Origin of the sequence: Arthrobacter sp. efr-133-TYG-120, assembly GCF_030209785.1 — a bacterium.
Taxonomy (GTDB): Bacteria; Actinomycetota; Actinomycetes; order Actinomycetales; family Micrococcaceae; genus Arthrobacter.
On the sequence record NZ_JARVRI010000042.1, the window covers coordinates 63,330 to 90,323 of the forward strand.

The window sequence follows — 26,994 nt, forward strand, 5'->3', positions numbered from 1 at the left end:
TGTTAGCCGGTGACGCTGCCCTGGGTGAGCCCGGCAACGATGTAGCGTTGCAACGCTGCGAAGACCAGGAGGATGGGAATGATCACCAGGACAGCTCCTGCCATCAAGATCCCCCAGCCTGCGCCGTTTCCTTCGGAGTTTTGAAGGAGAGTCAGGCCGACCGGGAGGGTCATGGTTTCCGGGCGGTCCGTGATGATCAGGGGCCAGATGTAGTCGTTCCATTCGCTGACGACTGTGACGAGGGCAACGGTGGCGATCGAGGGGAGCGAAACGGGGACAACCACTTGCCAGAGCCTGCGCCAATGGCCCGCACCGTCGATTTCCGCCGCTTCGAGGATGGACCCCGGAAGGGTCTTGAAATGCTGGCGAAGGAGGAAGGTTCCGAAGGCCGTGCCGAGTCCCGGGAGAATGATTCCCCACAGGGTGTTCTTCCCGCCGATCCCTGCGATCAGGATGTAGTTGGGGAGGATCGACACCTGCGGCGGCACCATCAGGGCCACGAGGATCACGACGAAGATGACGTTCTTGAACGGGAAACGGACAAAAACCAGGGCGTAGGCCGTCAGGATCGCCAGGATCACCTTGACCGTGGAGCCGACTGTGGTGACGATCAGGCTGTTCAGGAAGAACTGTGCGAACGGCACAGTGGTCATGGCCGTGTGGTAGTTCTCCAGGTTCAGGCCCTGCGGGAGGATCTTGAGATCCGTGGTGACGATCTCGCCGGGCTGCTTGAAGGAACTCAGCAGCATCCACAACAGCGGCAGGACTACCACGAGGGTGGCCACGATCAGCGGGATGTAGCCGCCTGCCAGCGTCTGGATGAGGTTCGCGCGGGAGAACGGCTTGTCGCGCCGCGCCGGCAGGTCCGGACCGCCGTCGGGAGCTTTAAGGGTCCCGACGCCGCTCGCGGGGTTGGGGCTGACGGGGGAGAGCGTGCTCATGAGTAGTGCACCTTCCGTTCGACGAACCGCAACTGGAGCACGGTGATGATGAGCAGGATGGCGAACAGCACCACTGAAATGGCGGCGGAGTAGCCGGCTCGGTTGTAGGCGCCAAAGGCCTGCAGATAGGCCTCGTAGATCAGGGTGCTGGTGCCGTTGCCCAGCGGCGTCATGATGCGGATCAGGTCGAAGGCCTGAAGTGAGCTGATCATCGTGGTGATGAGCAGGAAGAACGTGGTGGGCGAGAGCAGGGGAACGGAAATGCTCATGAAGCGGCGGAACCCGTTGGCTCCGTCCAGGGAAGCGGCCTCCATGACGTCCTTCGGGAGCGATTGGAGCCCGGCGAGGTACACGACCGCGCAGTAGCCCAGGTTCTTCCAGACGTAGACGATGATGACCATCGCGAGGGAGAGTTGCGGATCGTTGATCCACTGGGGACTTTGCTGGCCGATGCCGCGGAGCAGCCAGGACAGCACGCCGTATCCGGGATCGAAGATGAACAGCCATACGAGGCCGACGCCCACTCCACTGAGGACGTAGGGGGCGAAGACGGCAGAGCGCGCAAATGTGGTGCCGCGGACCTTCGCGTTCAAGGCCAGGGCCACCAAGAGGCCCAGCACCATGGAGCCACCGACGGTGACCACGGTGAAGATGAGCGTGGTGCCGAGTACTTGCGGGGCGTCGGAGCTGGTGAAGAAGGTGACGTAGTTGTCGAGGCCCACGACGGTGGCCGAGGTGGAGCCCAGGGTCCAGTCAAGGGTCGAGTAATACATGTTGTTGATGAGGGGCAGATACGTGAACACCGCGATCAGCGCCAAGTTCGGCAATGCCAATGCCAGGAATACGAAGAAGTCGCGTCGGGTTCGGCCGGACCAGCGTCCCCGGCGCTGAGGGGCCGGGACAGCCTGCGCGGTGGCCACGGGGCTGCCAGTCAGTTGTCTTGTCATGGGAGGTCTCTAACGGTTCGCAGATATCGGGGCGCGCCGGACTCGGACTGGTGGGTCAAGGGGGCGGCTAGTTTTTACCTCACCACACGCAAACACCTGTCAAGTCACAAAAGGGGGCGTTCGCGGGATTGTTGGACAAGCCTTCTGCGCTCGTTCACTCGATGTTTCGTGGCGGATGGGGCCGTGTTTACATTCGAGGCACAACTACCGTTTGTTCCCAACTGCCTCGCAGTTGGTGTCGTTTAGAAGGCTCATAACGACAACAACTGCCAGTCAGTTGGGCGGGGAGGAGCAGAATAGGCCCATGACTTCCAAGATCACTGATGTGCCGGGAATTCGGGTGGGACATGTCCAGCGGATCGGCGACGGCTGGCTCAGCGGGGTGACCGTTGTCCTTCCGCCGCCCGGGACTGTGGGTTCCGTGGATGTGCGCGGCGGCGGGCCGGGCACGCACGAGACGGACGCCCTCGATCCCACCACCCTGGTGCCCACGGTCGACGCGGTCGTGCTCACCGGCGGGAGCGCCTTCGGTTTGGTCACGGCCCACGGTGCCCAGCGATGGTGCGAAGAACAAAGACGCGGCTTCGCAGTGCCGGGGGGAGTGGTACCGATCGTTCCGGCCGCCGCGATCTTCGACCTGGGTCGCGGCGGTGACTTCGCCGCCCGCCCCGACGAAGCCATGGGATACGAAGCGGCAGGCGCGGCTGCGGCTTCAAGCGAGCACGCCGACGTCGGGCGCGGAAACGTCGGTGCCGGCACCGGTGCCGTGATCGGCCGCGGCGCGTTCAAGGGGGGAGTGGGCACCTCGTCCATCACCCTGGACAGCGGCGTGGTGGTGGGTGCGCTCGCAGTGGTCAACGCGCTCGGGATGCCTTTCGGCATATCGTCCCCGCAGGCGGAAGCCGGCACCTCCGAACCGGGGCCTCCGGCACTGAACACCACGCTCGTGGTCGTCGCCACCAACGCCGTCCTCGACCCGGCTGAATGCAAGCGCACCGCAAGTGCCGCACACGCCGGCCTCGCCCGGGCGTTGAGTCCTTCCCATACCCTCGCCGACGGCGACACCGTGTTCGCGCTGGCGACCGGCGCCGTCGTGCTTGACCGCAGTTCGGAACAAGCGCGGCAAGTCTCGCTCATCACCCTGCAAAGCGCGGCGGCCGACGCCGTCCGCCTGGCTGTCCTCGACGGTGTCGCGGCCGCGGAATCAATCACGACGGCGGCAGGCACCTACCCTGCCTACGGCGCGGTTTAGCGGGATCCAAGGGGGTCCCGCGGCCAGGGGAAGCGTGACACCGTGCCGGTGTCTGCGCTAGCATGGGCGGATTTAACTTTCGCGCCGTCTTGGCGTAGAGTTGTCTGTTGGTTGTCTGCACAGCCACGCCCATTTAACAGGTCGCGAGTCCTGCTTCGTGGAGTGGCAGGGGCCGGACGGTCAAACAAACAAAAAACGTCCGCAGATTTTCCGGTGCCTAACCGGAGGGCTGCGGCAAACAACAGTTAGCGGAGGATATGGCCAAGAAGGACGGGGTCATTGAGATCGAGGGCGTTGTGACTGAGGCGCTGCCCAATGCGATGTTTCGCGTTGAGCTCACCAACAAGCACATCGTTCTTGCACATATCTCGGGGAAGATGCGACAGCACTACATCAGGATTCTCCCTGAGGACCGCGTAGTGGTGGAGCTAAGCCCTTACGACCTCACACGTGGTCGCATCGTCTACCGCTACAAGTAATTGCTGGGCGGCAGCCTTGGGAAACCCGGGTAGTTGCCGCTCCAGCCGACCAACTGCAACACGCAAAGGAACGCCATGAAGGTCAAGCCGAGCGTTAAGCAGATCTGCGACAAGTGCAAAGTGATCCGCCGTAATGGCCGGGTCATGGTGATCTGCGAGAACCCGCGCCACAAGCAGCGCCAGGGCTAATTCCCCGCAAGGGAGCTAGCGCCCGCGAGGGCAAACCTGGGTTGCTAACCCACGCAAGTAAATAAAGGCAGCACAAGCTGAATTGGGACGTATGGAGCCCGGACAGCTAACCCCCGGTCGGAGGCTGGGGCCGCACTGAAAGTGCGGGTGTACTGCCTACGACCTCCGGTTTATTCAAGGAGTACTGCCACTATGGCTCGTCTCGCTGGCGTAGACATTCCCCGCGAAAAGCGGTTGGAAATTGCGCTTACTTACATCTACGGCGTGGGCAAGACCCGTGCACACGAAACCCTGGCTGCCACCGGCATCAGCGCTGACGTTCGCGTCAAGGACCTGACTGACGCCGAACTGGTTCAGCTGCGTGACTACATTGAAGGCAACTACAAGGTTGAGGGTGACCTTCGCCGCGAAGTAGCAGCAGATATCCGCCGCAAGGTTGAAATCGGCAGCTACGAAGGCCTGCGTCACCGCAAGGGCCTGCCCGTACGCGGTCAGCGTACGAAGACCAACGCTCGTACCCGCAAGGGCCCGAAGCGTACCGTCGCCGGCAAGAAGAAAGCCGGCCGCTAGAAATAGCGCCGACTTTCCCCCGATAACTTTCTGTAGGAGAAATAATGCCCCCGAAGACTCGTGGCGCGGTTCGCAAGCCGCGTAAGAAGGACAAGAAGAATATCGCGCTTGGCCAGGCGCACATCAAGAGCACCTTTAACAACACCATCGTGTCCATCACGGACCCGAACGGTGCTGTAATCTCCTGGGCTTCCGCCGGTGAGGTTGGATTCAAGGGCTCCCGCAAGTCCACCCCGTTCGCCGCCCAGATGGCTGCCGAGGCTGCTGCAAAGCGCGCCCAGGAGCACGGTCTGCGCAAGGTTGACGTGTTCGTCAAGGGACCGGGATCCGGACGCGAGACCGCAATCCGTTCGCTGCAGGCCGCTGGCCTCGAGGTCGGCTCCATCCAGGACGTCACCCCCAGCGCCCACAACGGTTGCCGCCCGCCGAAGCGCCGCCGCGTCTAATTGGATTCTTGGCCTTGCCGGCCGGGTCCGCCACGGAACAGCCTGACTGTTCCGTGGCGCCCGGCCGGCAAAGCCGGAACCAAGCCGATTTCCACCACCTGTGTTGCGTCATATAGCGGATGCTCGCCGAAAGGAAACCTAAGTGCTTATTGCACAGCGCCCCACTCTGTCTGAAGAAGTAGTCTCCGAGAACCGCTCGCGTTTCATCATTGAACCGCTGGAACCGGGCTTCGGTTACACCCTCGGAAACTCCCTCCGCCGTACCCTGCTCTCCTCCATCCCCGGTGCTGCTGTAACCAGCATCCGGATCGATGGCGTGCTGCACGAGTTCACCACGGTTCCGGGTGTCAAGGAAGATGTCACTGAGATCATCCTGAACATCAAGAACCTCTCCGTGTCCTCCGAGCACGATGAGCCGGTTGTTGCATACCTGCGCAAGCAGGGCCCCGGAGTCGTCACGGCCGCGGACATCGCTCCGCCGGCCGGCGTCGAATTCCACAACCCGGATCTGCACATTGCCACGCTGAACTCGAAGGGCAAGTTCGAACTCGAACTGACCATCGAACGCGGCCGCGGCTACGTTTCGGCAGCTCAGAACAAGTCCGGCGACTCCGAGATCGGCCGTATTCCGGTCGACTCGATCTACTCGCCGGTCTTGAAGGTTACCTTCCGCGTGGAAGCTACCCGTGTTGAGCAGCGCACTGACTTCGACAAGCTGATTGTCGACGTCGAGACCAAGCAGGCTATCGCCCCGCGCGACGCCGTTGCTTCGGCAGGCACCACCCTGGTGGAACTGTTCGGTCTTGCACGTGAGCTGAACACCGCAGCTGAAGGTATCGAGATTGGCCCGTCGCCGACGGACGCTGCCCTGGCAGCCGACATGGCACTGCCGATCGAGGATCTGGACCTCACCGTCCGTTCCTACAACTGCCTCAAGCGTGAGGGCATCCACACCGTGGGTGAACTCGTTGCCCGCTCCGAGGCTGACCTGATGGACATTCGTAACTTCGGTGCGAAGTCCATCGATGAGGTCAAGGCAAAGCTGGTTGAACTGGGTCTGTCCCTCAAGGATTCCCCTCCCGGTTTCGATCTTGCAGCCCGCGCCGCAGCCATCGAAGAGGACGACGCCGCGTTCAGCGACGACGAGCTCTAACAAGCAGATCTTGGCCACCGAGTCCACGTTCGGACCCGGACGGCCTTCATTACAGGAGAAATTACTATGCCTACCCCCACTAAGGGTCCGCGCCTCGGAGGCGGTCCGGCTCACGAGCGCCTGATGCTCGCGAACCTGGCAGCATCGCTGTTCGAGCACAAGCGCATCACCACCACGGTTACCAAGGCCAAGCGCCTGAAGCCGTACGCAGAGCGCCTCGTGACCTTCGCCAAGCGCGGCGACCTGTCCTCCCGCCGTCGCGTACTCGGCCTGATCAGCGACAAGGGCATCGTCCACGAGCTGTTCACCGACATCGCCGGCGCCGTTGCCAACCGCGATGGTGGCTACACCCGTATCACCAAGATCGGCAACCGCAAGGGCGACAACGCTCCCATGGCTGTCATCGAGCTGGTTCTTGAGCCGGTTTCCCCGAAGCAGGCTGTAGTTGCCGAGGCAACTGCCGCTGCCAAGAAGGACGCCGAGAAGGCTGCTCCGGCCGCCGAAGAGACCGCTCCGGTTGCTGAGGAAGAGGTCGTTGAGACCGAAGCCGCAGAGACCGAAGCCGAGGCTCCTGAAGCTGAAGCTGCTGAAACCGAAGAGGCTCCGGCCGCTGAGGAAAAGAAGTAATTCACTGAATTCTTCACAGTAGACTTAAGTCTATGAACGAACGAAAACCCGCTGCCCCCGTTTTGGGGGGCGGCGGGTTTTTGCGTGTCCGGATGGATCTTTCGTACGACGGCGGACCCTTCAACGGGTGGGCGCTCCAGCCCGGTCTCCGGACCGTTCAAGGATCGCTGGAAGACGGGTTGGCGCTGATCGTGCGGCGCCCTGTGCGGGTCACCGTCGCAGGGCGGACCGACGCCGGTGTCCACGCCCGGGGACAAGTGGCGCACATTGACCTGTCCGAGGCCGAGTGGGACGGACTGCCGAGGGGACACGAGATCGACCCCGCTGCCGCGTTGTTGCGGAGGCTTCGCGGCGCCTTGAGCCGGGTCCTTCAGGATGAAACCGGCGCCATTGAAGTGCACGACGTCGGATTGGCGCCGGACGGTTTTGACGCCCGCTTCTCAGCGTTGTGGCGTCGCTACAGCTACCGGATCGCCGATGGGCCGGAACGCTGGGATCCTGTCTTGCGCAGGCTCACCCTCTGGCACAAGGCGGAGTTGGACGAGGCCGCGATGAACGCGGGGGCCGCGACGCTGCTCGGGCTCCAGGATTTCCGCGCCTACTGCAAGCCCCGTGAGGGAGCCACCACTATCCGCGAACTGCAGCGGCTAGAGTTCGTCCGCGGCAACGACGGCGTACTGCTCGCCAATGTCCAGGCCGACGCGTTTTGCCACAACATGGTGCGTGCGCTGGTGGGATCCGCATTGCGTGTGGGGGAGGGCCTGGAAAGTCCGGAGTGGCTGCACGAGCGTTTGCTCGCGGGGGTCAGGGACGCCAAGTCCGTGCTTGCCGCGCCTCACCCCTTGGTGCTCGAGGAAGTGGCCTATCCCTCTGACGACGAACTGTTTGCACGGGCCGAGCTGACGCGGGCACGGCGGGAGTAGGTTTGGGGGCGTCCACGGAACCCGCGAGGGCCTGCCGTTGACCGGGGCTTCGACGTTGGACGGCCCCCTCCCGGTTCTGGGTACCGTGGAGGGGGCCTGCGATGACCGCCCACGGTTCTGGGTTCGCGGGTGGTCGGTCAATAGCGCCCCAGATGCGCCGGTCATGGGAGCCGTTCTTAGGGCAGGCCCAGAGCGGTCTTCACTCCATTGGCCAGTGCGCCGAAGTAGCCGTTCAGGGCTGTCCCGAACAGTCCTACTCCCGCAACGATGACCATCGCGAAGACGCCCACCAATATTGAGTATTCCGTAGCCGTTGCTCCCTGTTCTTCAGCCAAGATCCCTATTAGCTGCTTGATCCTTCTTTTCATATCGATCACCGTCAGTTCCTTAGTGCACGCTAGGAGAATGCAGCGATGATTTTCATGACCGCTGGACCCAGAAGGATGATGAACAGGGTGGGGAAGATGCAGAAGATCAAGGGGAAGAGAATCTTCACCGGGATCTTCATGGCATGTTCTTCTGCCCGCTGACGGCGCTTGGTCCGCATTTCCTGAGCCTGGGCCTTGAGGACTTTGGCAATGGCAATGCCGTAGGCATCGGCTTGGACAACCGCCCTGATGAAGCTACGAACGTCGGGAACATCGACGCGCTGGGACATATCGAGATAGGCGTCCTTGCGGCTGCGCCCCACTTGAATATCCTGAAGTGTCCGGATGAACTCGTCCGCCAGCGGTCCTTTGCCGTTTTCCGCAGCTCGGGCCATGGCAGCTTCAAAACCTAGACCTGCCTGGACAGAGATAAGCATCTGGTCGAGTGAGTTTGGCAACTCCAAACGAATTGCCTCGCGCCGTTTCTGCGCATTCGAACGAATGAGGAGATCCGGTACGAAATAAGCGATTGCCGTGACGGCAAAGGCAAGAAGAAGTTTTCCGGCCGATGGATCGCTGAGGAACAGCAGCACTCCGAAGACGCCACCACCGAGTGCCAGCAGTGGTTTGACCATCAAGATCCTGCCCAAAGGCCAATCCTTGGGACGACCAGCCCCCGCCAGTTGCTTGTCGAGCCAGACCACGTAGCCGTCGGGCGCAAGTTGCCGTGTTATGGCCGTCAATCGATCCTGAACATTCCCGGACTGTGGGGTGGAAGCCGTGCGGACACCCAGATTAGTACGAATGTTGCGTATTCCTATCCTGTCGCCAGTGAAAGCGAGCCAGACCATCCAAGACACAGGGGCCACGATGGCCAACATGGCTGCATATGCGAAGAATTGCATGGTGGATCCCTCCTAATACTTCGGCTTGATCAGGCGGCTCAGCCAGAACGCGCCAAGGCTGAGCATGACGACCGCCACTGCAAGCATGATGTAGCCAGGCACCGTGGAAGTGAACGTATGGGCATAGCTCGGATTGATGAACAGGAGCGCAATGAACATGACTACTGGCAGCGCCAGCAATACCAGCGCGGACATTCGCCCTTCGGCGCTCAACGCCTTGACCTGGCGACGGATTTGGTTGCGGTCGCGGATTGTTTCGCCAACGTGGTCCAGGACTTCCGCCAAGTCTCCGCCGACTTCTCGGTGGATCTCGATCGCCTGTGCTATCCAGCCGAAGTCCTCGCTCTTCGTCCTTATGGCGACATCGCTGAGGGACTCGCCGAGATCGCGTCCGATCCGAGTTTCGTTGACGATCCTGCTCATCTCCTCGGCCATAGGCGCTTCGCTCTCTTGGGCAGTGGCATCGACTGCCCTTAGGAGGCTATGCCCGGCCCGCATCCCTCCACTCAACATCTGGAGGGCATCAGGTACTTGCTCGTCGAATTTCGACGCACGCCGGGCTGTAAGGACGCTCAGGAACGCCATCAGGGAAACCACAGCGATCAGGCACATCAGGATCGTGAAGACGAGGCCGCCGAGCAGGAATCCGATTGCGCCGGCGAAAGCTACTACGATTCCAGCAATCAATACGTAGTCGGCTGGTTGTTTCTTTAAGCCTGCGGCATCCAGTTTCGCCCGCGAAAGATATCCACCAGAGCCCGATTGAATGCGTATCTGAATGGCATCTCTTGCGTTGTCGGTGAGTCGGGTCAGGGCGGACGTGTGGATCGGAGCGCCGGGTCGGCGCCTTTCGGCATCGAGGGTTCTCTTTGACTTGAGCACCACCAAAACGAGCAGAAGTAGAGCAACATAGACCAAGCCCAAGCCCGCAGCCAGGAAAACGGGTTGGATTCCCGCGTCGCTCATCGCAGGCCTCCCATCATGGGTGCTCCGAAAACTGCCGGAGAGATGGGGATCCCCAGTTCCGCGAAACGATCGGTGAAGCGGGGCCGGACTCCCGTCGGGATCGGCTTGCCGAGGAAGCGACCATTGGCATCGACACCGGCTGAGTAGTCGAACACGAACGCGTCTTGGAGAGTCACGATGTCGCCTTCCATCCCCTGAACCTCGGTGATGTGCGTAACCCTGCGTGTTCCGTCGCGCAGGCGGCTAATGTGCACAATTAGGTTCACGGCTGAAGCCACTTGTTCACGGATGGCCCTCAGCGGAAGGTCCATTCCGGCCATGAGCACCAGAGTCTCGAGGCGGGCAACGGCGTCTCTGGGCGAGTTTGCGTGGACCGTGGAGATGGAGCCGTCGTGGCCCGTGTTCATGGCTTGAAGCATGTCGAGCGACTCTCCTCCACGAACTTCGCCCACAACGATGCGGTCAGGACGCATACGAAGGGAGTTGCGTACAAGATCCCGAATGGTTACCTCGCCGCGTCCCTCAATATTCGCTGGCCTGCTTTCAAGGCGCACCACATGCTCTTGTTGGAGTTGTAGTTCGACCGCATCCTCAATGGTGACGATCCGGTCCTCTACAGGGATGAACGACGAGAGGACGTTCAACAGGGTCGTTTTCCCAGTGCCGGTTCCGCCGGACACGATGATGTTCATCCGAGCCAAGACACAAGCCCGCAGCAGCTCTGCCATTTCGGGGGACAGGCTGCCAAACTCGATGAGTTTGTTCACAGTGAGTGCTTCGCGACCAAATTTCCGGATGGTCAGCGACGGCCCATTGACAGCAAGTGGCGGAATGATGGCATTCACGCGAGAGCCGTCGGGGAGCCTCGCATCGACCAGCGGAGACGACTCGTCGATTCGCCGTCCGACCCTAGAGACGATGCGTTCAATGATCCGCCGCAGGGCCTCGTCCGAGGAGAATTTGGCCTCGGTCTTGTACAGTCGACCATACCGTTCGACGTAAATGCTGTCGTAGCGGTTCACCATGACTTCCGTAATTTCCGGATCGTCCAGGAACCGCTGAATGGCGCCATGGCCGAGAACATCGTCGATGATCTCCGCAGTGAGGCGCTGCCGTTCTGCGGACGTCAGAGGCACCTGCTCTTCGTCTACAACAACCTTCAGCTCGTCGCGCACATATTGGTGCAATTCAGTCTCGTCCAGCGACGAGTCGGAGAGCCTGGAGCCGAGTCGTTCAAACAAAGCCTTGCTTGCCCGCTCCTTAAGGTCGCCGAGTGCTTCACTGGCCAGAATCGTCGACGGCATGTTTTCGTCGGCGTTAGCCAGGGTGTTCGAGGACTCCGCTGCCTTCGTTTCTTGGATGCGGCCGAGCGTGGTTGCTCTTGGCGCAGCCATATCTGAGGGAACTGCCCCAGCGTTTTGTGCCGCCCCGGCACCGGCGTCGTATCGACGACTTTCGAGTCTGCGTGAGAGGTTCACCGGACAACCGCCCTTCTGTGCATCTGCTTGTGTTCTCGCTCGTCCCAATTGGGCTTAAACCGGTTCACCAGCAGCCGTAGGCCCTTGGTGGCGGCATCTCGCGTGCTGTCCTGTAGCAGCGGGACGCCTTTGTTCGTGGAGAAAGGAAGGGTCCGTGATCGTGGAATTGCAACATCCACCGGAACACCAATGGTTGCTTCGACGTCCTTGAGGACCAAACCGCTCTTGGGATCGGCCATGTTGAGGACGACGTGACGGTACTGAGGAAGCAGTTGCAATTCGTCGAGAATACTGAGTCCGGTACGCAATCCGCGGATACTCGGAATGTCCATTCCGCACACCCACACCGCGTCCGTGGCACTTTCAAGTGCGGCGAGCACATGCTCACCGAGCCCAGGGGCTGTGTCTATGACGACGTATTGGAATTCGTGCCGCAACTGTTCCAACAACCTGCTGACATGTTGGGCTGTAATGCGATCCATTTCGACAGGATTGCGGGGGGCACACAGCGCATAGATGCTGGCCGGATGAACGCTCAAGTAAGTCTTGAGCACCATGGAATCCTGGCTGGCTGGTCCAAGCACTGCGTCCGTAATGGTGTGTTCGGGGTTCAACAGGAGGCCGCTGGCCACATCGCCGAACTGTAGATCCAGGTCGACGATCACCACGCCCATGGGCGCCAGGGCCCCTAGTCCGACTGCTAGGTTTGTAGCCACTGTTGTCTTACCAACCCCGCCCTTGGGCGACATGACCGCAATGATGCGACCGCCCGAAGCCTGGGACGGGGTCTCGATGGCGTTAGGGGCGAGGCCCCGTCGCCTGCCGGCGGCTGCAAGGCTTGCCCGCTCCACCATAACGCGGATGGTGTCCGAGTCCGCTGCGGGTGAGAGCAGGTCTCGCACTCCGGCGCGCATTGCCGCGAGGACCAATGACTCGTTCTGTTCGGCAGCCAGCACCACACTGATTTCCGGAAACTGGAGATCCAGCAAGGAAGCGTGCTTGAGCGAGTCATTGATCTCCAACCCCGGGCCCAAAATCAGCACTTCAGGCGGTTCTCCGAGGAGCTGGTCCAAGATCTCCCGTGGCCCCGCCGGCAAGTAGTCGGCCTGGAACCACTGGAGGCTTCCGCTCATTCCAGCAGTTGCCGAGCGGACCCGCCGTTCGAAATCAGGTTCCGGGGTGATGAGAACGAAGCGGCTCATTTGAATACACTTCCCCGGTCAATGACTCCCGTTGCGCCTGCAGCGGCACCGGAAGGCTCTTTGCTGAGATAAATGGTGCCGAACTCAACGGCGTACACGATCTTTTGGACGTCGACGGCAGAGCGCGCCACCGTGACAAGGTAGCCACTCCCCGAGCCCGCGGTCTTGTTGGGGTTCAGGGAACCGCTGCTTGGCTGAGCGGTGGAACTGGAGTTGTCTGCAATCGTTCCATTGGCGTCCTGCACAGCGGTGACCAGGACTTTGTGGAATGTAAAGTTTGTCTGGTCAGGGGAGCTGGATTTGTCATCCGCTTTGAATGACAGCATTACGCCGACTGTGTCACCGGCCTTTACTGTCCCGCCGACAACGCGTTCGATCGGCAGCTTGAGCGTGACCTCTTGAAGTCCAGTAGGAACTTCAACCCGGCCCGGACCGGCCAAGCTGGTTGGATCGACCATCCGGGTCGCAAGCAATTGCTCACCAGGCATGAAGTCAATCGAAGAAACCTTGGAGCCGAGTTCCCCAAGATTCGTGACGCTGTCGGCCGCAATGGCTGACTTTGGCACGGACTTTTTCACGACAGAATCCCCGAAACCGGCCGTCGGCGTGCCAGCGGGGATTTCCTTTTGGATGACGTAGACGTCTTCCGTTTCCGTATTTGCCAGAGCGCGCTTGTCGGCGCCTTGGACGTATAACACGAGCATCACTGTTCCAATGATGGCTACGACAAGCGCAGCGATGCCTCCCAGTAGGCGTGTTTTCACTTTTCTTCCTTCCCAGATGCGCTCGTCCAAGAGCGCGATTTATTGGATGAGTTGCGGCGGAAGGTTGGCCCCGCCTTGCGTGTATCCCCCTCCCTGGTACACAGAGGGGTCAGCAATCCAGCTGACAAAGTACCCGCGGACACCGTTGTTGCTTCCTCCGAGGCCTGTTTGATCGCCGCCGGTCATACCGGGGAAGTTGTACCCGGTCAGATAGAAAGCCGCATATCCCTTGATGTAGTACTTACCTCCAGCGCCGCTTGCCGAAGCTTCTGTGAAAACGGGGAAGGCAACCACCGTGTTTAGATAGCCGGCAATGAGGGACTTGCACTCTTTTGGCATGCTCAACCCCGTCTTGCTCTGCGCGTAGGGATCCACTACTCCGCTTGTTGACGGATCATCTGGATAAACCTGCGCGGCGCACTGGCCGGGCACGGGCGTTAGCCATTCGAATCCGCCAGGGATGACCTGGCCGGACGGGCTGTCACTCACGCAGGTGGTTGATCCGTGGGTAAGAATCGTCTGTGTGGCCCCATTGATGTCGAATTGGCATGGAGCGAAGGCCAGCGGCAGGATCGCGGGGCCGGATCCAGGGCCGCCCCACGTCGCGGTGGCTTGGGCGCCGACCGTCACCGGGCCGGTGTTGAGCGCGTTGGCAAACATCTTGCTCAGGTATCCGGCTCCGGTTGTGCCGTCCTTGGTAGATGTTGTGACAGTTACCTTGCCTGGCACGCTCAGATCCACTGACTTCACGGTGCTGGCGCCATCATTTGCGTTGGAGTTTGCGAGGGGGCCAGCCAGCGACGTATTGCAGGAACCTTTGGCGCAGCTGCTCGCGACGGCGAGTGCTCCGGCGTCGGCCCCGTTCTGCAGTTGGGCCCGCTCCGCATAAATCTGACCGACGTCAACCGCCACGGCGCCAACCCCGATGAGGGTGAGCATCATGAGCGCGACCATGACGCCCGCAGCCCCGCGCTCTCTGTCATGAGGGTCCCGACGTCGGATCAGCCGTTGCATTGCATTGCTCCCTTGCCTGTGACGGTGAGACTGGAGCCGAAGAATCCGGTGAGAGACTGTCCGCTGTAGGTAGTGGTCACCGTGATTGTTGGGGGGGGACTGCCTGCCGCGCAGGCGCCAGAATAGCTAAAACTCAGCTTGGAGGTGTCGAGCGATGGTGCTCCGGCCTTGCCAGCCGCAGTCGCCTTGCTTGTGTCGTTGGTGATTGCCATGCTCCGCGCGGCTTCACGGGAAGCCTGAGTCACTGAAACCTGGATGTTGTAGGCGTTTGAAAACTCGACAACAGCGATGATCAGGGACACGAGGATCGGGGCGACGAGGGCGAATTCGACGGCAACTGCGCCCCGCTCATGGTTCTTGGAAGACTTGATCCTGCGTTTCAAAGGATCCCCCTGGGTAGATGCTGCGGATGTTTGCAGCGAGAAAACGGTGCGTTGTGCCGCGCCCGTAGACGCGGCACAACGCTTGTGCCTGGTTACCAGGTACCGACCGTGGTGCTGAGGGTGTTGAAGAAGCCATTCAGTGCTCCCCCGAACAGACCCACACCTGCCACGATGACGAGGGCGATGAGGCCCACGAGGAGCGAGTATTCCGTCGCGGTGGCACCTCTTTCGGCTCCGAGCCAAACAACGGTCTTATTAAGAAAGCGAACCGCCCATTTCGCCTTAAGGATGCCGCGTTTCGCACTCATGCCGTGGTCGCCTTACCACTTCGCGACTGTGGTGGAGAGAGTAGTGAACCAGGTGTTCAGCGCTCCGCCGAACAGGCCGACGCCGCCAACGATGACGAGGGCAATAAGACCCACGAGCAGTGAATACTCGGTTGCCGTTGCGCCCTTTTCAGAGGTCAGTTTGTCTTTGATGCCGGCGATGAATGCGAGGGTGGAAATCATGAAAGTTGACATTGGAAAAACCTTTCCCAGATAAGTGAATTTGTCTACGAATTCCAGTTGCCTACATATCCCGTTTGGCGTTTGGATTTCGATAGGACAAGAATTGCCCCTGGGAGGGTTAACAAACAATGCGTAGTGGTACTCGTCTTTCCGACAGCGGATGGCGCTGACTACTCGAAGCGCGATTCACGGGTACTCGGTTTACCTGCCTAAGTACTACCTAGGCGCTCGCACAGATGGGGCTCTTGTGAACCGAGGGAACTGGGAAGGACGTCAGGACCTCACGCAACGAGAAGGGCCACTCCAATTGCCGCGGCGAACATGGCAGGTCCGTGTGCCACCTCAGATGGCTTGGTTCCGCGCTTCAGGCGCAACATCAGCACCGTCACCACCCCGCCCACCACGAAGCCCAGCAGTCCCCCGTAGAACACGTGGGTCCAGCCCAAGTAGCCCAAGTACATTCCGAGTGGTGCCGAGAGCTTCACGTCGCCCATTCCGAGGCCTCCCGGAGAAATTAGTCCAAGAATTAAGTACCCCAGGAACAAGATGACGCCGCCGGCAGCCGCTCGCAGCAGCCCCGGCCAGTCCGGAACAAGCACAGCCGACATAGTTAACAGACCAAGCCCGGACGCAAGCAGCACCAGGACCAGCGGGTTTGGGAGCAAATGGTGCGCGATATCAACGCGTGACAGCTGCACGGCGAGCACTGACAGGAGGAGATAGGCGGGGAGTGCCGGAGACAAGCCGAACCGCAGCGTCATGAGGGCAAACAACACCGCGGTGGCAACCGCCGTCGTGAACCTTATGGCGGGGGAAGGGAGCCCGCCAAGCCGCGGCATGGACCAAGTGATCAGAAGCTCTGCCAGAGGGCTCGTGAGCAGCCCCAGGAGCCCGAAGGCGGCCACAAGCAAGGGCTGGGCGGCAGTTGCTGTCATCGCATCTCCTAGGAGCTCAGGAAGGGTCTTAGTTGTTCACGCTCGTTGCCAGCCTATTTTGACCCTGAAGCTCCTTGCCGCTATTGTTGATAGTCGTTGTGCGTGTCCTTTCTCGATGACACATGCCCGCTTGGGGATCCAGTTGCAGGATCGTTAACTCGACAGGCATATCGGGACTTCGGGATGACTGGTACATAGAGCCCTCACCTCTGCTCCGGTAACGCATACCTAGTAGGCACACGCTTCAAGCGTGCCGCCTAAAACATGAACGCCAGAACAAGAACGAGGCAAAACCGTGCGTACGTACACCCCGAAGCCCGGCGATATCAACCGCCAGTGGCACGTCATCGATGCCACCGACGTTGTCCTTGGTCGTCTTGCCAGCCAGACCGCAACACTGCTGCGCGGAAAGCACAAGCCGACCTTTGCGTCCCACATGGACATGGGCGACTTCGTCATCATCATCAACGCTGAAAAGGTCGCCCTGACCGGCGCCAAGCTGGAGCAGAAGCGCGCATACCGCCACTCCGGCTACCCGGGCGGCTTGACCTCCGTCAACTACGCGGAACTGCTGGAATCCAACCCGGTCCGCGCCGTGGAGAAGGCCATCAAGGGCATGCTCCCGAAGAACTCCCTCGCTGCACAGCAGCTGGGCAAGCTGAAGGTGTACCGCGGTGCAGAGCACCCGCACGCCGCCCAGCAGCCCAAGACTTTCGAAATCACCCAGGTCGCCCAGTAGTCCTGGCCACCAAACAACTTTTAATCAAGGAGAATCGTGGCTCAGAACGAAGAACTGACCACCGAGGCCGTTGTGGCTGAGGAAAACCTGACCAGCTACACCTCGGAGAGCGGTCCTGCAGAAGCAGAAGCGCCGAAGAAGGAGCGCCCGGCACTTACCGTTGCCGGCGCCGCAGTTGGCCGTCGTAAAGAAGCTGTTGCACGTGTTCGCATCGTGCCCGGCACCGGCAAGTGGATCATCAACGGCCGCGAGTTGGCCAACTACTTCCCGAACAAGCTGCACCAGCAGGACGTCAACGAGCCCTTCAAGATCCTTGATCTTGACGGCGCCTACGACGTCTTCGCACGCATCCACGGTGGCGGCATTTCCGGCCAGGCCGGTGCACTGCGTCTCGGCATCGCCCGTTCGCTGAACGAGATCGACGCCGAGAACAACCGCGCCACCCTGAAGAAGGCCGGCTTCCTGCGTCGTGACGCCCGCGTCATCGAGCGTAAGAAGGCTGGTCTCAAGAAGGCACGCAAGGCTCAGCAGTACTCCAAGCGCTAAAACCGCTTTCGGACGCTTCCAGCGGCCCGCAGAGGCCCGTTCCGCCATTTTGGTGGGGCGGGCCTTTTCGCGTTTAGCGGCTACTTTCCAATGGATTTCCTAGGTCGTACACCGTGGTGCCATCAGTGACATCTGAGTGGAAGGTGGCCGCCACCCAATTCTGAATCGCCGTGAGCTCCTGGCTGTTTCCCGGGACCTTCAGTTGTTCAGGTTGCTCGACGAGGTAGCAAATTTGTCCCGCAGCGACCCAGTCCCGGAACTTGTTCAGGGTAGGGCTGGGATCCACAGCAGCGAAACCACCCAACGGCATGATCGGACGATTGGAAGCCAGCTGAAAACGTGCAGCCGTTTGGGCAGGGTAAGTGGCCGCGGCCCACGTACATCTCGAAGGGGCGTTTTGCAGCTTCTCCAAGATGGCTTGGCCGGGGTTATTGCCTATCGCAATTCCGTAGGCCCAGGCCGGTTCCTGTTTCCTAACTCCGTCAAGGAATCGGCTAAGCGTGTTCGGGTTCCGGGAGATTCCACCGGAGAGGGGATTGGACCCGGATTGAGGAGAACCCACAGTCAGGAAAGAGCAAAATACCGGTCCGATCAGCAGCGCCCCAATTGTCACGGCAACTGTTGAGCGCCCAAGCCAAGGCCAGGGCGGCCGGACACCAGAGGCTGCCGCCAAGAGCAAGCCGGCAAACAGTACGGCGGTTCCGAGCCATTCGGGATACCCCTCGCCAATTTTCCACATTGCGTTTGCGAATATGAAGCTCGCAACCAATGCAGCCGTAGTCAATATTCGCCCTAGCGCTGTCTTGGCGCCCGACAAGAGCAAACGGGCACCAATACCGACGCAAAGAGCCAGCGGAGGCGCCAGGGAGGACGAATAGTAGGAATGAAAGCCCTGGCTCATGAAACTCAGCACGAGGTAAGTTGTTACGAACCAGACAACTGCTGCCGACGATAGGATCGCCTCATTCCGTTCGAATCGGCGTGTGGCAACGGCCCACGTAATGGCCATGCAACTGAGCAAGGCAGGCATGAGCAGCCAGCCGATTTCCTGTCCGTAGTTCAGATTGATCAGCCTGAAGAATCCCGCGTCAGTGCCCATGCCCCTGAACTCTTGGGGTATGAGTGACAAGGACGGGTCATCTGCATGTTGGACTACGCGGTCGATCCCGTTGTACCCGAGTGTTAGTTCAATCATGCTGTTGCTTGTTGAGCCTCCGACGAAGGGACGGGATTGGACAGGTGTGAGGTCGACGGCGAGCGGCCAGGCCATGGAACCAGCGGCCATGACGCATCCGGCCAGGGCAAGCCCGAGGAACCTTTTACGCCAGGACAGGCGGGCGAAAAGGAGAAAGACCATCGTGATTGCCGGGAGAACCAGAAATGCCTGAAGCTGTTTCGTCAGAAATCCGAGAGCCAACAATCCGCCCGCGAGGATCAGTGGCTTGAGTTTGCCCGTCTCTGAGGCCCGGATCCCGGCGTAGAGCGCCGCAATCATCAACAGGACCATGAGTGGATCCGGGTTGTTGTAGCGGGCTAGTAGAACGGTGATTGGGGTGAATGCGAACACCATTGCGGCGATGAGGGCAGCCGCGGCCGGGAAATATCTGCGGGTTAGGACAAAGATCAGCAGCGTACTGGACAACGTGATGATGACTTGTGGGACTAGGAGGCTCCAAGAGTTGAGTCCGAATAGTCGGATCGAAAGCCCCATCACCCAGAGGCTGAGTGGGGGTTTATCCACGGAGATTGAGTTCCCCCAGTCCGAGGAACCGAAGAAGAATGCCGTGAAGTCGTGTTCACCGGACTGCACTGCAGCTGAGTAAAACGCGTTGGCCCAACCATTTTGATCCAGTTTCCACAGGTAAAAAAATGCCGTGGAGAGCAAGAAGACCGCGATGGTGACCTTCTCCCAGCGCGCAACTGGGGCTGGGCTTCGGACAGCGAAGCCGGTCGGCTGACGCCGAGTACGGGAGGCGGTAGATTCGGACACCGTCAAAAGATTCCTCCTTGAAATTTCCCCCAGATGTTGTTCAAGTCTGGGACAACATGATCAAAGTAGCGACTCTTTTGGCTGATTGAGTGCAAAACCCGTGCGCCGTTCCTCCGACCGACGAACCCGGAAGACCCAGATCCGGAGCAGAACGAATCGGACAAGGGTTGCAAATATGTTTGCGCAGGTCAGGACGAAAAGCTCAGTGCTGGGCGATGCGTCCGGATGGATGGCATGTAGTAGTAGCAGGGAAGAGGAAGTGATTCCCCAGGCGGCCAGGAACACCACGAGGCCTTGAAACTGTTGGGTGAACTGCCGCTCGGGTCCATGGATCCTGAACGTGAAGCGGCGGTTGGCAGCCGTGTTCGCGATGGCCGTGAGCAACAGGGCCAGGAAGTTTCCCTGCTGGGGACCAAACGGGCCCTGGAACAGCAGATATAGCAAAGCAAAAGCAAGAGTGGAGAACGCGCCGACGATTCCGAAACGTATCACTTGGCCGAAGAAACTTGGACGCGTTGGCGCGGCGATAGGTCCTCGCCCCAGCTCCGCGTATATCGCTTGCAAAGGGATATTTCCCTTCATCATGGAACCCGCGACGCGCACGAGGCCCCTGATATCGTCGATGGCCGTTTGGCGGATATCCACCCTGCTGTCTGGATCGTCGATCCAGTCGACGGGAATCTCGTGGATTCGAAGCCCTGCCCGCTCCGCCAAGATCAACAGTTCGGTGTCGAAGAACCAGCAGTTGTCCTTCACATAAGGAAGCAGCCGATGCGCGACTTCTGCCCTGACAGCCTTAAAGCCGCACTGGGCGTCGGAAAACTGGACCTGCATGGTCCGTTTAAGAATCAGGTTGTAGCTCCGGGAGATGAATTCCCGTTTGGGACCTCTGACTACCCTCGAAGTCCGGCCGAGGCGGGTGCCGATGCTGACATCCGAGTGTCCGGAAAGCAGGGGAGCGATAAGCGGCGGCAACGCCGCCAAATCGGTCGAGAGGTCCACGTCGACATATGCCAGAACTTTCGCTTCAGACGAGGTCCAGGCGTCGCGGAGCGCGAAACCCCGCCCCTTTGTCTCAAGGCGCCGATAACTGACATTGGGAACCTCATCAGCGAGCTTCCGCGCAATTAAACCGGTCGCGTCCGTGCTCGCGTTATCGGCAATCGTGATTTTCCAGCTGTACAACAATTCCCGGGAAAGATAGTCGGCAAGCCGGTAAATGCTTCGTTCGAGTATGGCGGACTCGTTGAATACGGGGACAATTATTTCGAGCGCCAAGCCCCCAGAGCTAGGTGTCATGCGGTAATCGTAGATACTTGTTAAGGGGCATTACTAGAGTGGAGCAAAAAGCGCAAGTCAAGTAGTTCCACTCTATCGATCGCGCGGTTGAAGGAGTATGCACGGCCCTTCCGGCACTCCTTCGCTCGGCCCCTGCAACCGTCGTCTAGACTGGGACGCGATGGCTAGATTATTTGGAACAGATGGCGTGCGTGGTCTCGCCAATGGATTGCTCACCGCGGAGCTTGCTCTTCAGTTGGCCCAAGCTGCCGCAGTGGTCCTTGGCCACGAGCGTGCGGCCAACGGAACGCGGCCCCGCGCCGTGGTCGCCCGGGATCCGCGCGCCAGCGGGGAGTTTATCGCCGCAGCCGTGGAAGCCGGACTTTCGAGCTCCGGCATCGACGTGTATGACGCCGGCGTGCTGCCCACGCCGGCAGCGGCCTACCTCATCGCCGATCTCGATGCCGATTTCGGCGTCATGATCTCGGCCTCGCACAACCCCGCACCGGACAACGGCATCAAGTTCTTTGCCCGCGGCGGCCAGAAACTTCCCGACGAGGTGGAGGACGCGATCGAGGCCCAGCTCGGCAAGGAACCCTCACGCCCCGTGGCCGGCGACGTCGGCCGGATCCAGCGCTTCTCGGACGCCGAGGACCGCTACATCGTCCACCTGCTCGGCACCCTGCCGCACCGTCTTGAGGGCCTCAAGGTTGTCCTGGACTGCGCCCACGGTGCAGCCAGCGGCTGTTCCCCGCAGGTCTTCGCCAGCGCCGGCGCCGAAGTTGTTGTGATCGGCGCTGAACCCGACGGCCTGAACATCAACGACGGCGTCGGTTCCACCCACCTCGGCCAGCTGAAGGAAGCGGTCGTCAAGCACGGTGCGGACTTCGGCATTGCCCACGACGGCGACGCCGACCGCTGCCTGGCCGTGGACCATGAAGGCAACGAGGTTGACGGTGACCAGATCATGGCGATCCTGGCCCTCGCCCTGAAGAAGTCCGGAAAACTGAAGGACGACGTCCTGGTAGCCACCGTGATGAGCAACCTCGGACTCAAGATCGCCTTGCGTGAAGCTGGAATCACCATCCGCGAGACCGCGGTGGGGGACCGGTACGTCCTGGAGGCAATGCGCGACGGCGGCTTCAGCCTTGGCGGAGAGCAGTCGGGCCACGTGATCTTCTCCGATTACGCCACCACCGGCGACGGCGTCCTGACCGGACTTCAGATCGCCGCCCAAGTGGCCGGCACCGGACGGACCCTCCAAGACCTTGCCCGCGCCATGACCAAGCTGCCGCAGCTCATGATCAACGTGAAGGGCGTGGACAAATCACGCGCCGCCACGGACGAAGGCGTCGCTGCCGCAGTGGCCGCCGCTGAGCTCGAACTTGGTGACACCGGCCGCGTGCTCCTTCGGCCGTCGGGCACCGAAGCACTGGTGCGCGTGATGGTGGAAGCCGCGGACATGGAAACGGCCACCCGCATATGCACCGAACTCGCCGGCGTCGTCGAAGACCGCCTCGCCATTCCACGCGAACTGGCAGTCTAGCCCCGAAACCAGCAAGCAACTGTGGCCCGTCTCCATAAGGAGGCGGGCCACAGTTATTTCAAGTACTTACCTTTGGCAGTGCTTACCTTTGAACCGTGCTTACCTTTGGCAGTGCTTATCTTTGAGCTAGGCTGTCGCGGATCTCCGTGAGGAGCGTGACCGCGGGGTCCGCCGCCGGCTCGTCTTCCGTGATGCCCAACTTGGCGTTGCGGCGCTCGATGAGGTGGTTCATCGGAGCCACCACGACGAAATAGATTGCGGCTGCTACCAGGACGAAGTTGACGATCGCGGTCAGCAAAACGCCGAACTGCAGGTCATTTCCGTTGATGGTCACCTTCGCGAAACTGTCAAAGTTGGGGGATCCAACCAAGGCAGCGATCAGCGGCATGAGGACGTTCTTGACGAGTGCATCAACAACTGCACCGAAGGCGGCACCCATGACGACGGCTACGGCAAGGTCTACGACGTTGCCCTTCAGAATGAAATTCTTAAATCCACTCAACATGGCACCAAGCTAGTGCATGCTTGTAAATTCAAAGTGAGCGGCCGTTCAATTTTCGGGAGTGTCGGAAACTTTCCTGGTTAATCAACCGTTAGGGGTAGCCCGGCGCCGCTTCGAGTCCAAAGTACTCCTCGAGAGTGCCGATGCCCCGCTTGGCCATATCCGTCGCAGCCTCAACCCCGACGAATCGCAAATGCCAGGGCTCGTAGTAGTAGCCCGTGATCTCATTGAGCATCCACGGGTATCTGACAACAAATCCGTACTTGAACGCATTCGCTTTGGCCCAGACGGCCGCCGGCTGATCAGCGAAGCAGGGTTCGAAGCTGCACGCCCCGCCGCCGTCGCCGATGTCGAAGGCCCAACCGGTCTGGTGTTCCGAGAAGCCGGGACGGGCGGAAGCCGTGTCCGCCGAGGCCTGGCCGCGCGTGCTCACGTAGCCGTTGTATGTGGCGGTTTGGGTCTGGAAGGAGCGGTAACCGGACGCCAAGGTCATGGTGGCGCCTTCCGAGGCGGCTGCTGCGAAGAGCTTTTCGGCCGCTGCGGCGGTGGTGCTGTTGAGGAGGGACGCCTCTCCGCTGACTGCGAGTTGCACGCGGGGCTGTACCAGGTCGGGAGGGACAAACTGCAAGGGGGTCAGCGGCCGGTGCTTGTTGACGATGACCCACTGGCTCGCCGGGTCGCTCAAGGAAAACTGCTGGGACAGGACCCCCGACGGCGGAGCCTTCGACGGCGGTGCGCTCGACGGCGGCTCGCTCGCCGCTGCGGTGGGAACCGCCGTCGTGGTCGCAACGGTCGGCGTCGCGGTTTGGAGACCCGAGGGGGACGGTGCCGACGTGGGCGAGGCGACCCGGGTATCCGGGCTGCAGGCCGCCAAGGCCGCCATTCCCGCCCCTGCGGCAAGAAGCGTCGCGAAGGACCTTCGGCTGGGGCCGCAGTTGTAGCACATCCGTGCTAGACCTTTCGGAGCAGCATGCGGCGGATGGAATGGTCGGCATCCTTGGTGAGGACAAGTTGCGCCCGGCCGCGGGTGGGGAGCACGTTTTCCTCAAGGTTGGGCTCGTTGATCCGCTTCCAAATGCCGCGTGCAGTGGCTTCGGCCTCGGCATCGGAGAGCGTCGCGTAACGGTGGAAGTAGGATTCCGGCTGGGCGAACGCGGTGCTTCGAAGCTTGCGGAAACGGTCCACGTACCAGTCTTCGATGTAGGAAGTCTTGGCGTCAACGTAAATGGAGAAATCAAAGAAGTCGCTCAGGGCCAAGCCTTGCCGGCCGTCCTGCCGGGGACGCGCAGGGGCCAACACGTTGAGGCCCTCGACGATCAGGACGTCGGGCCTCCGGACCACCACTTCCTTGTCCGGGACGATGTCGTAGGTGACGTGCGAATACCAAGGAGCCCGGACTTCTTCGGCGCCCCCCTTGATCGCACTCACGAATCGAAGCAAGGCCCGGCGGTCGTAAGACTCCGGAAAGCCCTTGCGTTCAAGCAAATGCCGGCGCTTCAACTCAGCGAGCGGGTACAGGAACCCGTCGGTGGTGATGAGCTCGACGTTCGGGGTGCCGGGCCAACGGCGGAGCATCTCGCGCAGCACGCGGGCGATAGTGGACTTGCCGACTGCCACCGAACCCGCGACGCCGATCACGAAGGGCGTGCGCTGGGTCTGCTCGCCAAGAAAGGTGGTTGTGGCTGCATGAAGCTGTTGTGACGCCTGGACATAGAGGTGCAACAAGCGGGAGAGCGGGAGGTAGACCTCGCGGATTTCCTTCATGTCCAGGGGATCGCCAAGGCCGCGAAGCCGGATGATGTCCTCTTCGTTAAGCGGCTGCTCCATCTGCGCACCGAGCCGGGACCACGTCTGCCTGTCCAGTTCCACGAACGGAGAGGAGCTGTCGCCGTTCGCTTCGTTGCGTTGCAAAGTCACCATAGAGATTCTGCCCCTCCGTTGGCTGATCCGGAAATACAGCATGAACGGCGGGCAGATTTTGTGTGAGCATGCTCTCCCGGAAAAGGTGCATGAACCTGCATATTCCGCGACCTGGGCTGATTGCGGGCGCGGATATCCTACGTCCATTTCGCGGGGCAACCGCTACTCTTGTAGGCATGTGTGGAATCGTAGGTTACGTTGGCAATTCATCCCGCCGGGCAGATGCCGGGCACTCGGCCCTCGACGTCGTACTTGAAGGACTCCGGAGGCTTGAATACCGGGGCTATGATTCAGCCGGAGTAGCAGTGGTGGCTGATGGAGCCATCACAGCCCGGAAGAAGTCCGGGAAACTAAGCAATCTACTGAACGAGCTCGAGGGAAATCCGCTCCCGGACTCGCTGACCGGCATCGGCCACACCCGTTGGGCCACCCACGGCGGACCCACCGACCAGAACGCCCACCCGCATCTGGCCGATGGCGGACGCCTGGCGATGATCCACAACGGAATCATCGAAAACTTCGCCGAGCTCAAGCAGGAGCTCATCGCCAAGGGTGTCACTTTCGAATCGGAGACGGACACCGAGGTGGCGGCAGCACTGCTGGGCGATATTTTCCGCAACCAACTCAATGGCGACTCCTCCAACGGCAGGCTCACCAAGGCGATGCAGCTCGCATGCCAGCGGCTCGAAGGCGCGTTCACGCTCCTCGCCGTGCACGCGGAACGGCCCGACGTCGTCGTCGCCGCGCGTCGCAATTCCCCCCTTGTCGTAGGACTGGGGGAAGGCGAGAACTTCCTTGGCTCCGACGTTTCCGGTTTCATCGACCACACGCGCCGCGCCGTCGAGCTTGGCCAGGACCAGATCGTCACCATCACCGCCGACACCGTGGAGATCACGGACTTCTTCGGCGCCCCCGCCCAGGGCAAGGAATACCACGTTGACTGGGACCCGGCTTCTGCGGAAAAGGGCGGCTTCAGCTCCTTCATGGAGAAGGAAATCCACGACCAGCCCGACGCGGTCACCCAAACCCTCCTCGGCCGCTCGGACATCAACGGCCAGCTGACTTTGAGCGAGCTCCGGATCGACCCCGAGTTGCTCAAGCAGGTCAACAAGATCATCGTCCTGGCCTGTGGCACGGCCGCATACGCCGGGATGGTCGCCAAGTACGCCATCGAGAACTGGTGCCGCATCCCCACCGAGGTGGAGCTTGCGCACGAATTCCGCTACCGCGACCCGATCGTTGACGCCAACACGCTTGTGGTGTCCATCAGCCAGTCCGGCGAGACCATGGACACCCTGATGGCGGTCCGTTACGCCCGCGAACAGGGCGCCAAGACGATCTCCATCTGCAACACCAACGGATCCACCATCCCGCGTGAATCAGACGCCGTTCTCTACACCCACGCCGGTCCGGAGATCGCCGTCGCTTCCACCAAGGCGTTCCTGGCCCAGATCACCGCCGCCTACCTCCTGGGCCTCTACCTCGCCCAGTTGCGCGGAAACATCTTCTCCGGCCAGATCAAGGACGTCCTGGCGGACCTTGGCAAGATTCCCGCCCACATCCAGAAGATCCTCGACAACGCGGGTCCCCTCCGCGAGCTCGCCCGCAGCATGAAGGACGAGAAGTCGGTCCTCTTCCTGGGCCGCCATGTGGGCTTCCCGGTAGCACTCGAGGGCGCGCTGAAGCTCAAGGAAATCGCGTATATCCACGCTGAAGGGTTCGCTGCCGGTGAGCTCAAGCACGGTCCGATCGCCCTGATCGACGAAGGGCAGCCCGTCTTTGTGGTGGTTCCCTCGCCTCGGGGCCGCGATTCCCTCCACGCGAAGGTTGTCAGCAACATCCAGGAAATCCGCGCCCGCGGTGCGCGCACGCTGGTGATCGCCGAGGAAGGCGACGAAGCCGTGCGGGCTTACGCCGAGCACGTTTTCTACGTCCCCCAGACACCTACCCTGCTGATGCCGCTTCTCACCACTGTTCCGCTGCAGATTTTTGCCGCAGAGCTCGCCAAGGCCAAGGGGTACGACGTGGACCAGCCGCGCAACCTCGCCAAGAGCGTGACCGTAGAATAACGGCATGATTGTTGGCATAGGCGTAGACGTCGTAGACATAGAGCGCTTCGGGCGCCAACTCGAGCGGACCCCGGGCCTCCGTGACCGTTTGTTCGTTCCCGCGGAACGCGAGCTCAACACGCGGTCCTTGGCCGCGCGCTTCGCGGCCAAGGAGGCCGTGGCCAAGGTCTTGGGAGCTCCCGCGGGCATGAACTGGCAGGACTGCTGGATCGGCCTGGACCAGAACGGCCCCACCATCAAGGTGAAGGGCACCGTCCTGGCAGTTGCCGATTCCATAGGCGTGAAGCGCTGGCACGTGTCCATGAGCCACGATGGCGGAATCGCCACTGCCATGGTCATCGCCGAAGCGTAGC

Annotated in this window: 31 protein-coding genes; 13 read left to right on the forward strand and 18 right to left on the reverse strand. The window is 61.0% G+C overall.

Annotated features, from left to right (window positions below; translation table 11 throughout):
* Nucleotides 1–2: 2 nt before the first annotated feature.
* Both QRN51_RS21675 and QRN51_RS21680 read right to left on the reverse strand, forming a co-directional pair.
* On the reverse strand, nucleotides 3–941 hold the full coding sequence (locus QRN51_RS21675; protein WP_284991836.1) for a carbohydrate ABC transporter permease: 939 nt from the start codon (nucleotides 939–941) through the stop codon (nucleotides 3–5).
* Complete coding sequence (locus QRN51_RS21680; RefSeq protein WP_284991837.1) at nucleotides 938–1,888, reverse strand: carbohydrate ABC transporter permease; 951 nt, start codon at nucleotides 1,886–1,888, stop codon at nucleotides 938–940. The genes QRN51_RS21675 and QRN51_RS21680 overlap by 4 nt, the downstream gene beginning before the upstream one ends.
* A 304-nt stretch (nucleotides 1,889–2,192) precedes the next feature.
* Between QRN51_RS21680 and QRN51_RS21685 the strand changes: the two genes are divergently transcribed.
* The 8 genes from QRN51_RS21685 to QRN51_RS21720 all read left to right on the forward strand — a co-directional run bounded on the left by QRN51_RS21685 (nucleotide 2,193) and on the right by QRN51_RS21720 (nucleotide 7,527).
* Nucleotides 2,193–3,140, forward strand: a complete 948-nt coding sequence (locus tag QRN51_RS21685; RefSeq protein WP_284991838.1) for a P1 family peptidase — start codon at nucleotides 2,193–2,195, stop codon at nucleotides 3,138–3,140.
* 257 nt (nucleotides 3,141–3,397) lie between these two features.
* Nucleotides 3,398–3,619 (forward strand): translation initiation factor IF-1, encoded by a 222-nt coding sequence (gene infA, locus QRN51_RS21690; RefSeq protein WP_009358723.1) that lies wholly within the window; start codon nucleotides 3,398–3,400, stop codon nucleotides 3,617–3,619.
* 75 nt (nucleotides 3,620–3,694) lie between these two features.
* Nucleotides 3,695–3,808 carry a 50S ribosomal protein L36 gene (rpmJ, locus tag QRN51_RS21695; protein WP_011775570.1) on the forward strand — a complete coding sequence of 38 codons (114 nt, stop codon included), beginning with the start codon at nucleotides 3,695–3,697 and terminating at the stop codon, nucleotides 3,806–3,808.
* A gap of 192 nt (nucleotides 3,809–4,000) precedes the next feature.
* Complete coding sequence (rpsM, locus tag QRN51_RS21700; RefSeq protein ID WP_011775569.1) at nucleotides 4,001–4,378, forward strand: 30S ribosomal protein S13; 378 nt, start codon at nucleotides 4,001–4,003, stop codon at nucleotides 4,376–4,378.
* 44 nt (nucleotides 4,379–4,422) lie between these two features.
* The gene (gene rpsK / locus QRN51_RS21705; protein ID WP_028265083.1) at nucleotides 4,423–4,824 is read left to right on the forward strand and encodes a 30S ribosomal protein S11; all 402 of its coding nucleotides are present in this window, start codon (nucleotides 4,423–4,425) and stop codon (nucleotides 4,822–4,824) included.
* Nucleotides 4,825–4,966: 142 nt separating this feature from the next.
* Nucleotides 4,967–5,977, forward strand: a complete 1,011-nt coding sequence (locus QRN51_RS21710; RefSeq protein ID WP_011692778.1) for a DNA-directed RNA polymerase subunit alpha — start codon at nucleotides 4,967–4,969, stop codon at nucleotides 5,975–5,977.
* Nucleotides 5,978–6,043: 66 nt separating this feature from the next.
* Nucleotides 6,044–6,604 (forward strand): 50S ribosomal protein L17, encoded by a 561-nt coding sequence (gene rplQ / locus QRN51_RS21715; RefSeq protein WP_284991839.1) that lies wholly within the window; start codon nucleotides 6,044–6,046, stop codon nucleotides 6,602–6,604.
* A 32-nt stretch (nucleotides 6,605–6,636) separates the two neighbouring features.
* Nucleotides 6,637–7,527, forward strand: a complete 891-nt coding sequence (locus tag QRN51_RS21720; protein WP_284991840.1) for a tRNA pseudouridine synthase A — start codon at nucleotides 6,637–6,639, stop codon at nucleotides 7,525–7,527.
* 176 nt (nucleotides 7,528–7,703) lie between these two features.
* Here the strand turns inward: QRN51_RS21720 and QRN51_RS21725 are convergent, their stop codons facing one another.
* The 11 genes from QRN51_RS21725 to QRN51_RS21775 form a co-directional block, all read right to left on the reverse strand.
* Nucleotides 7,704–7,904 carry a Flp family type IVb pilin gene (locus QRN51_RS21725; RefSeq protein WP_445286176.1) on the reverse strand — a complete coding sequence of 67 codons (201 nt, stop codon included), beginning with the start codon at nucleotides 7,902–7,904 and terminating at the stop codon, nucleotides 7,704–7,706.
* A 20-nt stretch (nucleotides 7,905–7,924) separates the two neighbouring features.
* Nucleotides 7,925–8,800 (reverse strand): type II secretion system F family protein, encoded by an 876-nt coding sequence (locus QRN51_RS21730; RefSeq protein ID WP_059387388.1) that lies wholly within the window; start codon nucleotides 8,798–8,800, stop codon nucleotides 7,925–7,927.
* 12 nt (nucleotides 8,801–8,812) lie between these two features.
* Entirely contained in the window at nucleotides 8,813–9,724 is a 912-nt protein-coding gene (locus QRN51_RS21735; protein WP_306958959.1) for a type II secretion system F family protein, read from the reverse strand.
* A 38-nt stretch (nucleotides 9,725–9,762) separates the two neighbouring features.
* On the reverse strand, nucleotides 9,763–11,160 hold the full coding sequence (locus tag QRN51_RS21740) for a TadA family conjugal transfer-associated ATPase (RefSeq protein WP_059387390.1): 1,398 nt from the start codon (nucleotides 11,158–11,160) through the stop codon (nucleotides 9,763–9,765).
* An 80-nt stretch (nucleotides 11,161–11,240) separates the two neighbouring features.
* Nucleotides 11,241–12,446, reverse strand: a complete 1,206-nt coding sequence (locus tag QRN51_RS21745; protein WP_059387391.1) for a CpaE/TadZ family protein — start codon at nucleotides 12,444–12,446, stop codon at nucleotides 11,241–11,243.
* The gene (gene cpaB / locus QRN51_RS21750) at nucleotides 12,443–13,210 is read right to left on the reverse strand and encodes a Flp pilus assembly protein CpaB (protein ID WP_284991842.1); all 768 of its coding nucleotides are present in this window, start codon (nucleotides 13,208–13,210) and stop codon (nucleotides 12,443–12,445) included. The genes QRN51_RS21745 and cpaB overlap by 4 nt, the downstream gene beginning before the upstream one ends.
* Before the next feature lie 39 nt (nucleotides 13,211–13,249).
* Nucleotides 13,250–14,224: a pilus assembly protein TadG-related protein gene (locus QRN51_RS21755; RefSeq protein WP_284991843.1), complete on the reverse strand. Its 975-nt coding sequence runs from the start codon at nucleotides 14,222–14,224 to the stop codon at nucleotides 13,250–13,252.
* Nucleotides 14,212–14,607, reverse strand: coding sequence for a TadE/TadG family type IV pilus assembly protein (locus QRN51_RS21760; RefSeq protein ID WP_059387394.1), 396 nt, complete (start codon nucleotides 14,605–14,607; stop codon nucleotides 14,212–14,214). The genes QRN51_RS21755 and QRN51_RS21760 overlap by 13 nt, the downstream gene beginning before the upstream one ends.
* Nucleotides 14,608–14,699: 92 nt before the next feature.
* Nucleotides 14,700–14,915, reverse strand: a complete 216-nt coding sequence (locus QRN51_RS21765) for a Flp family type IVb pilin (RefSeq protein ID WP_084784303.1) — start codon at nucleotides 14,913–14,915, stop codon at nucleotides 14,700–14,702.
* 12 nt (nucleotides 14,916–14,927) lie between these two features.
* The gene (locus tag QRN51_RS21770; RefSeq protein WP_059387395.1) at nucleotides 14,928–15,128 is read right to left on the reverse strand and encodes a Flp family type IVb pilin; all 201 of its coding nucleotides are present in this window, start codon (nucleotides 15,126–15,128) and stop codon (nucleotides 14,928–14,930) included.
* Between the two features lie 269 nt (nucleotides 15,129–15,397).
* Nucleotides 15,398–16,051, reverse strand: a complete 654-nt coding sequence (locus QRN51_RS21775; protein WP_284991844.1) for a prepilin peptidase — start codon at nucleotides 16,049–16,051, stop codon at nucleotides 15,398–15,400.
* A 295-nt stretch (nucleotides 16,052–16,346) separates the two neighbouring features.
* Here QRN51_RS21775 and rplM point away from each other — a divergent pair, with 295 nt between their 5' ends.
* Together rplM and rpsI are read left to right on the forward strand one after the other, a co-directional pair.
* Nucleotides 16,347–16,790 (forward strand): 50S ribosomal protein L13, encoded by a 444-nt coding sequence (rplM, locus tag QRN51_RS21780; RefSeq protein ID WP_024817563.1) that lies wholly within the window; start codon nucleotides 16,347–16,349, stop codon nucleotides 16,788–16,790.
* A gap of 36 nt (nucleotides 16,791–16,826) precedes the next feature.
* Complete coding sequence (gene rpsI, locus QRN51_RS21785) at nucleotides 16,827–17,336, forward strand: 30S ribosomal protein S9 (RefSeq protein WP_059387396.1); 510 nt, start codon at nucleotides 16,827–16,829, stop codon at nucleotides 17,334–17,336.
* A gap of 73 nt (nucleotides 17,337–17,409) precedes the next feature.
* Here rpsI and QRN51_RS21790 read toward each other — a convergent pair whose 3' ends face one another.
* The gene (locus tag QRN51_RS21790; RefSeq protein ID WP_284991845.1) at nucleotides 17,410–19,146 is read right to left on the reverse strand and encodes an ArnT family glycosyltransferase; all 1,737 of its coding nucleotides are present in this window, start codon (nucleotides 19,144–19,146) and stop codon (nucleotides 17,410–17,412) included.
* Nucleotides 19,147–19,386: 240 nt separating this feature from the next.
* Nucleotides 19,387–20,625 (reverse strand): bifunctional glycosyltransferase family 2/GtrA family protein, encoded by a 1,239-nt coding sequence (locus QRN51_RS21795; protein WP_284991846.1) that lies wholly within the window; start codon nucleotides 20,623–20,625, stop codon nucleotides 19,387–19,389.
* A gap of 160 nt (nucleotides 20,626–20,785) precedes the next feature.
* Between QRN51_RS21795 and glmM the strand changes: the two genes are divergently transcribed.
* Entirely contained in the window at nucleotides 20,786–22,150 is a 1,365-nt protein-coding gene (gene glmM / locus QRN51_RS21800) for a phosphoglucosamine mutase (RefSeq protein WP_284991847.1), read from the forward strand.
* Nucleotides 22,151–22,265: 115 nt separating this feature from the next.
* On the opposite strand, the gene mscL is transcribed toward glmM, so the two are convergent.
* From mscL to coaA, 3 genes are all read right to left on the reverse strand, one after another.
* Complete coding sequence (mscL, locus tag QRN51_RS21805) at nucleotides 22,266–22,655, reverse strand: large conductance mechanosensitive channel protein MscL (protein WP_059387399.1); 390 nt, start codon at nucleotides 22,653–22,655, stop codon at nucleotides 22,266–22,268.
* An 88-nt stretch (nucleotides 22,656–22,743) separates the two neighbouring features.
* A complete protein-coding gene (locus tag QRN51_RS21810; RefSeq protein ID WP_284991848.1) occupies nucleotides 22,744–23,598 on the reverse strand; it encodes a M15 family metallopeptidase in 855 nt (284 codons plus the stop codon).
* 5 nt (nucleotides 23,599–23,603) lie between these two features.
* Nucleotides 23,604–24,572, reverse strand: a complete 969-nt coding sequence (gene coaA, locus QRN51_RS21815) for a type I pantothenate kinase (RefSeq protein ID WP_059387404.1) — start codon at nucleotides 24,570–24,572, stop codon at nucleotides 23,604–23,606.
* A 176-nt stretch (nucleotides 24,573–24,748) separates the two neighbouring features.
* Between coaA and glmS the strand changes: the two genes are divergently transcribed.
* Together glmS and QRN51_RS21825 are read left to right on the forward strand one after the other, a co-directional pair.
* Nucleotides 24,749–26,641, forward strand: coding sequence for a glutamine--fructose-6-phosphate transaminase (isomerizing) (gene glmS, locus QRN51_RS21820; RefSeq protein ID WP_284991849.1), 1,893 nt, complete (start codon nucleotides 24,749–24,751; stop codon nucleotides 26,639–26,641).
* Between the two features lie 4 nt (nucleotides 26,642–26,645).
* The gene (locus tag QRN51_RS21825; protein ID WP_059387406.1) at nucleotides 26,646–26,993 is read left to right on the forward strand and encodes a holo-ACP synthase; all 348 of its coding nucleotides are present in this window, start codon (nucleotides 26,646–26,648) and stop codon (nucleotides 26,991–26,993) included.
* Nucleotide 26,994: the final 1 nt, after the last annotated feature.

What these genes read in the sequence shown, in the direction of transcription:
- QRN51_RS21675 (WP_284991836.1), bottom strand. Translation starts at nt 941, where the DNA reads ATGAGCACGCTCTCCCCCGTCAGCCCCAACCCCGCGAGCGGCGTCGGG.
- QRN51_RS21680 (WP_284991837.1), bottom strand. Translation starts at nt 1,888, where the DNA reads ATGACAAGACAACTGACTGGCAGCCCCGTGGCCACCGCGCAGGCTGTC.
- QRN51_RS21685 (WP_284991838.1), top strand. Translation starts at nt 2,193, where the DNA reads ATGACTTCCAAGATCACTGATGTGCCGGGAATTCGGGTGGGACATGTC.
- infA (WP_009358723.1), top strand. Translation starts at nt 3,398, where the DNA reads ATGGCCAAGAAGGACGGGGTCATTGAGATCGAGGGCGTTGTGACTGAG.
- rpmJ (WP_011775570.1), top strand. Translation starts at nt 3,695, where the DNA reads ATGAAGGTCAAGCCGAGCGTTAAGCAGATCTGCGACAAGTGCAAAGTG.
- rpsM (WP_011775569.1), top strand. Translation starts at nt 4,001, where the DNA reads ATGGCTCGTCTCGCTGGCGTAGACATTCCCCGCGAAAAGCGGTTGGAA.
- rpsK (WP_028265083.1), top strand. Translation starts at nt 4,423, where the DNA reads ATGCCCCCGAAGACTCGTGGCGCGGTTCGCAAGCCGCGTAAGAAGGAC.
- rplQ (WP_284991839.1), top strand. Translation starts at nt 6,044, where the DNA reads ATGCCTACCCCCACTAAGGGTCCGCGCCTCGGAGGCGGTCCGGCTCAC.
- QRN51_RS21720 (WP_284991840.1), top strand. Translation starts at nt 6,637, where the DNA reads ATGAACGAACGAAAACCCGCTGCCCCCGTTTTGGGGGGCGGCGGGTTT.
- QRN51_RS21730 (WP_059387388.1), bottom strand. Translation starts at nt 8,800, where the DNA reads ATGCAATTCTTCGCATATGCAGCCATGTTGGCCATCGTGGCCCCTGTG.
- QRN51_RS21740 (WP_059387390.1), bottom strand. Translation starts at nt 11,160, where the DNA reads ATGGCTGCGCCAAGAGCAACCACGCTCGGCCGCATCCAAGAAACGAAG.
- QRN51_RS21745 (WP_059387391.1), bottom strand. Translation starts at nt 12,446, where the DNA reads ATGAGCCGCTTCGTTCTCATCACCCCGGAACCTGATTTCGAACGGCGG.
- QRN51_RS21755 (WP_284991843.1), bottom strand. Translation starts at nt 14,224, where the DNA reads ATGCAACGGCTGATCCGACGTCGGGACCCTCATGACAGAGAGCGCGGG.
- QRN51_RS21765 (WP_084784303.1), bottom strand. Translation starts at nt 14,915, where the DNA reads ATGAGTGCGAAACGCGGCATCCTTAAGGCGAAATGGGCGGTTCGCTTT.
- QRN51_RS21770 (WP_059387395.1), bottom strand. Translation starts at nt 15,128, where the DNA reads ATGTCAACTTTCATGATTTCCACCCTCGCATTCATCGCCGGCATCAAA.
- QRN51_RS21775 (WP_284991844.1), bottom strand. Translation starts at nt 16,051, where the DNA reads ATGACAGCAACTGCCGCCCAGCCCTTGCTTGTGGCCGCCTTCGGGCTC.
- QRN51_RS21795 (WP_284991846.1), bottom strand. Translation starts at nt 20,625, where the DNA reads ATGACACCTAGCTCTGGGGGCTTGGCGCTCGAAATAATTGTCCCCGTA.
- glmM (WP_284991847.1), top strand. Translation starts at nt 20,786, where the DNA reads ATGGCTAGATTATTTGGAACAGATGGCGTGCGTGGTCTCGCCAATGGA.
- mscL (WP_059387399.1), bottom strand. Translation starts at nt 22,655, where the DNA reads ATGTTGAGTGGATTTAAGAATTTCATTCTGAAGGGCAACGTCGTAGAC.
- QRN51_RS21810 (WP_284991848.1), bottom strand. Translation starts at nt 23,598, where the DNA reads ATGTGCTACAACTGCGGCCCCAGCCGAAGGTCCTTCGCGACGCTTCTT.
- coaA (WP_059387404.1), bottom strand. Translation starts at nt 24,572, where the DNA reads ATGGTGACTTTGCAACGCAACGAAGCGAACGGCGACAGCTCCTCTCCG.
- glmS (WP_284991849.1), top strand. Translation starts at nt 24,749, where the DNA reads ATGTGTGGAATCGTAGGTTACGTTGGCAATTCATCCCGCCGGGCAGAT.
- QRN51_RS21825 (WP_059387406.1), top strand. Translation starts at nt 26,646, where the DNA reads ATGATTGTTGGCATAGGCGTAGACGTCGTAGACATAGAGCGCTTCGGG.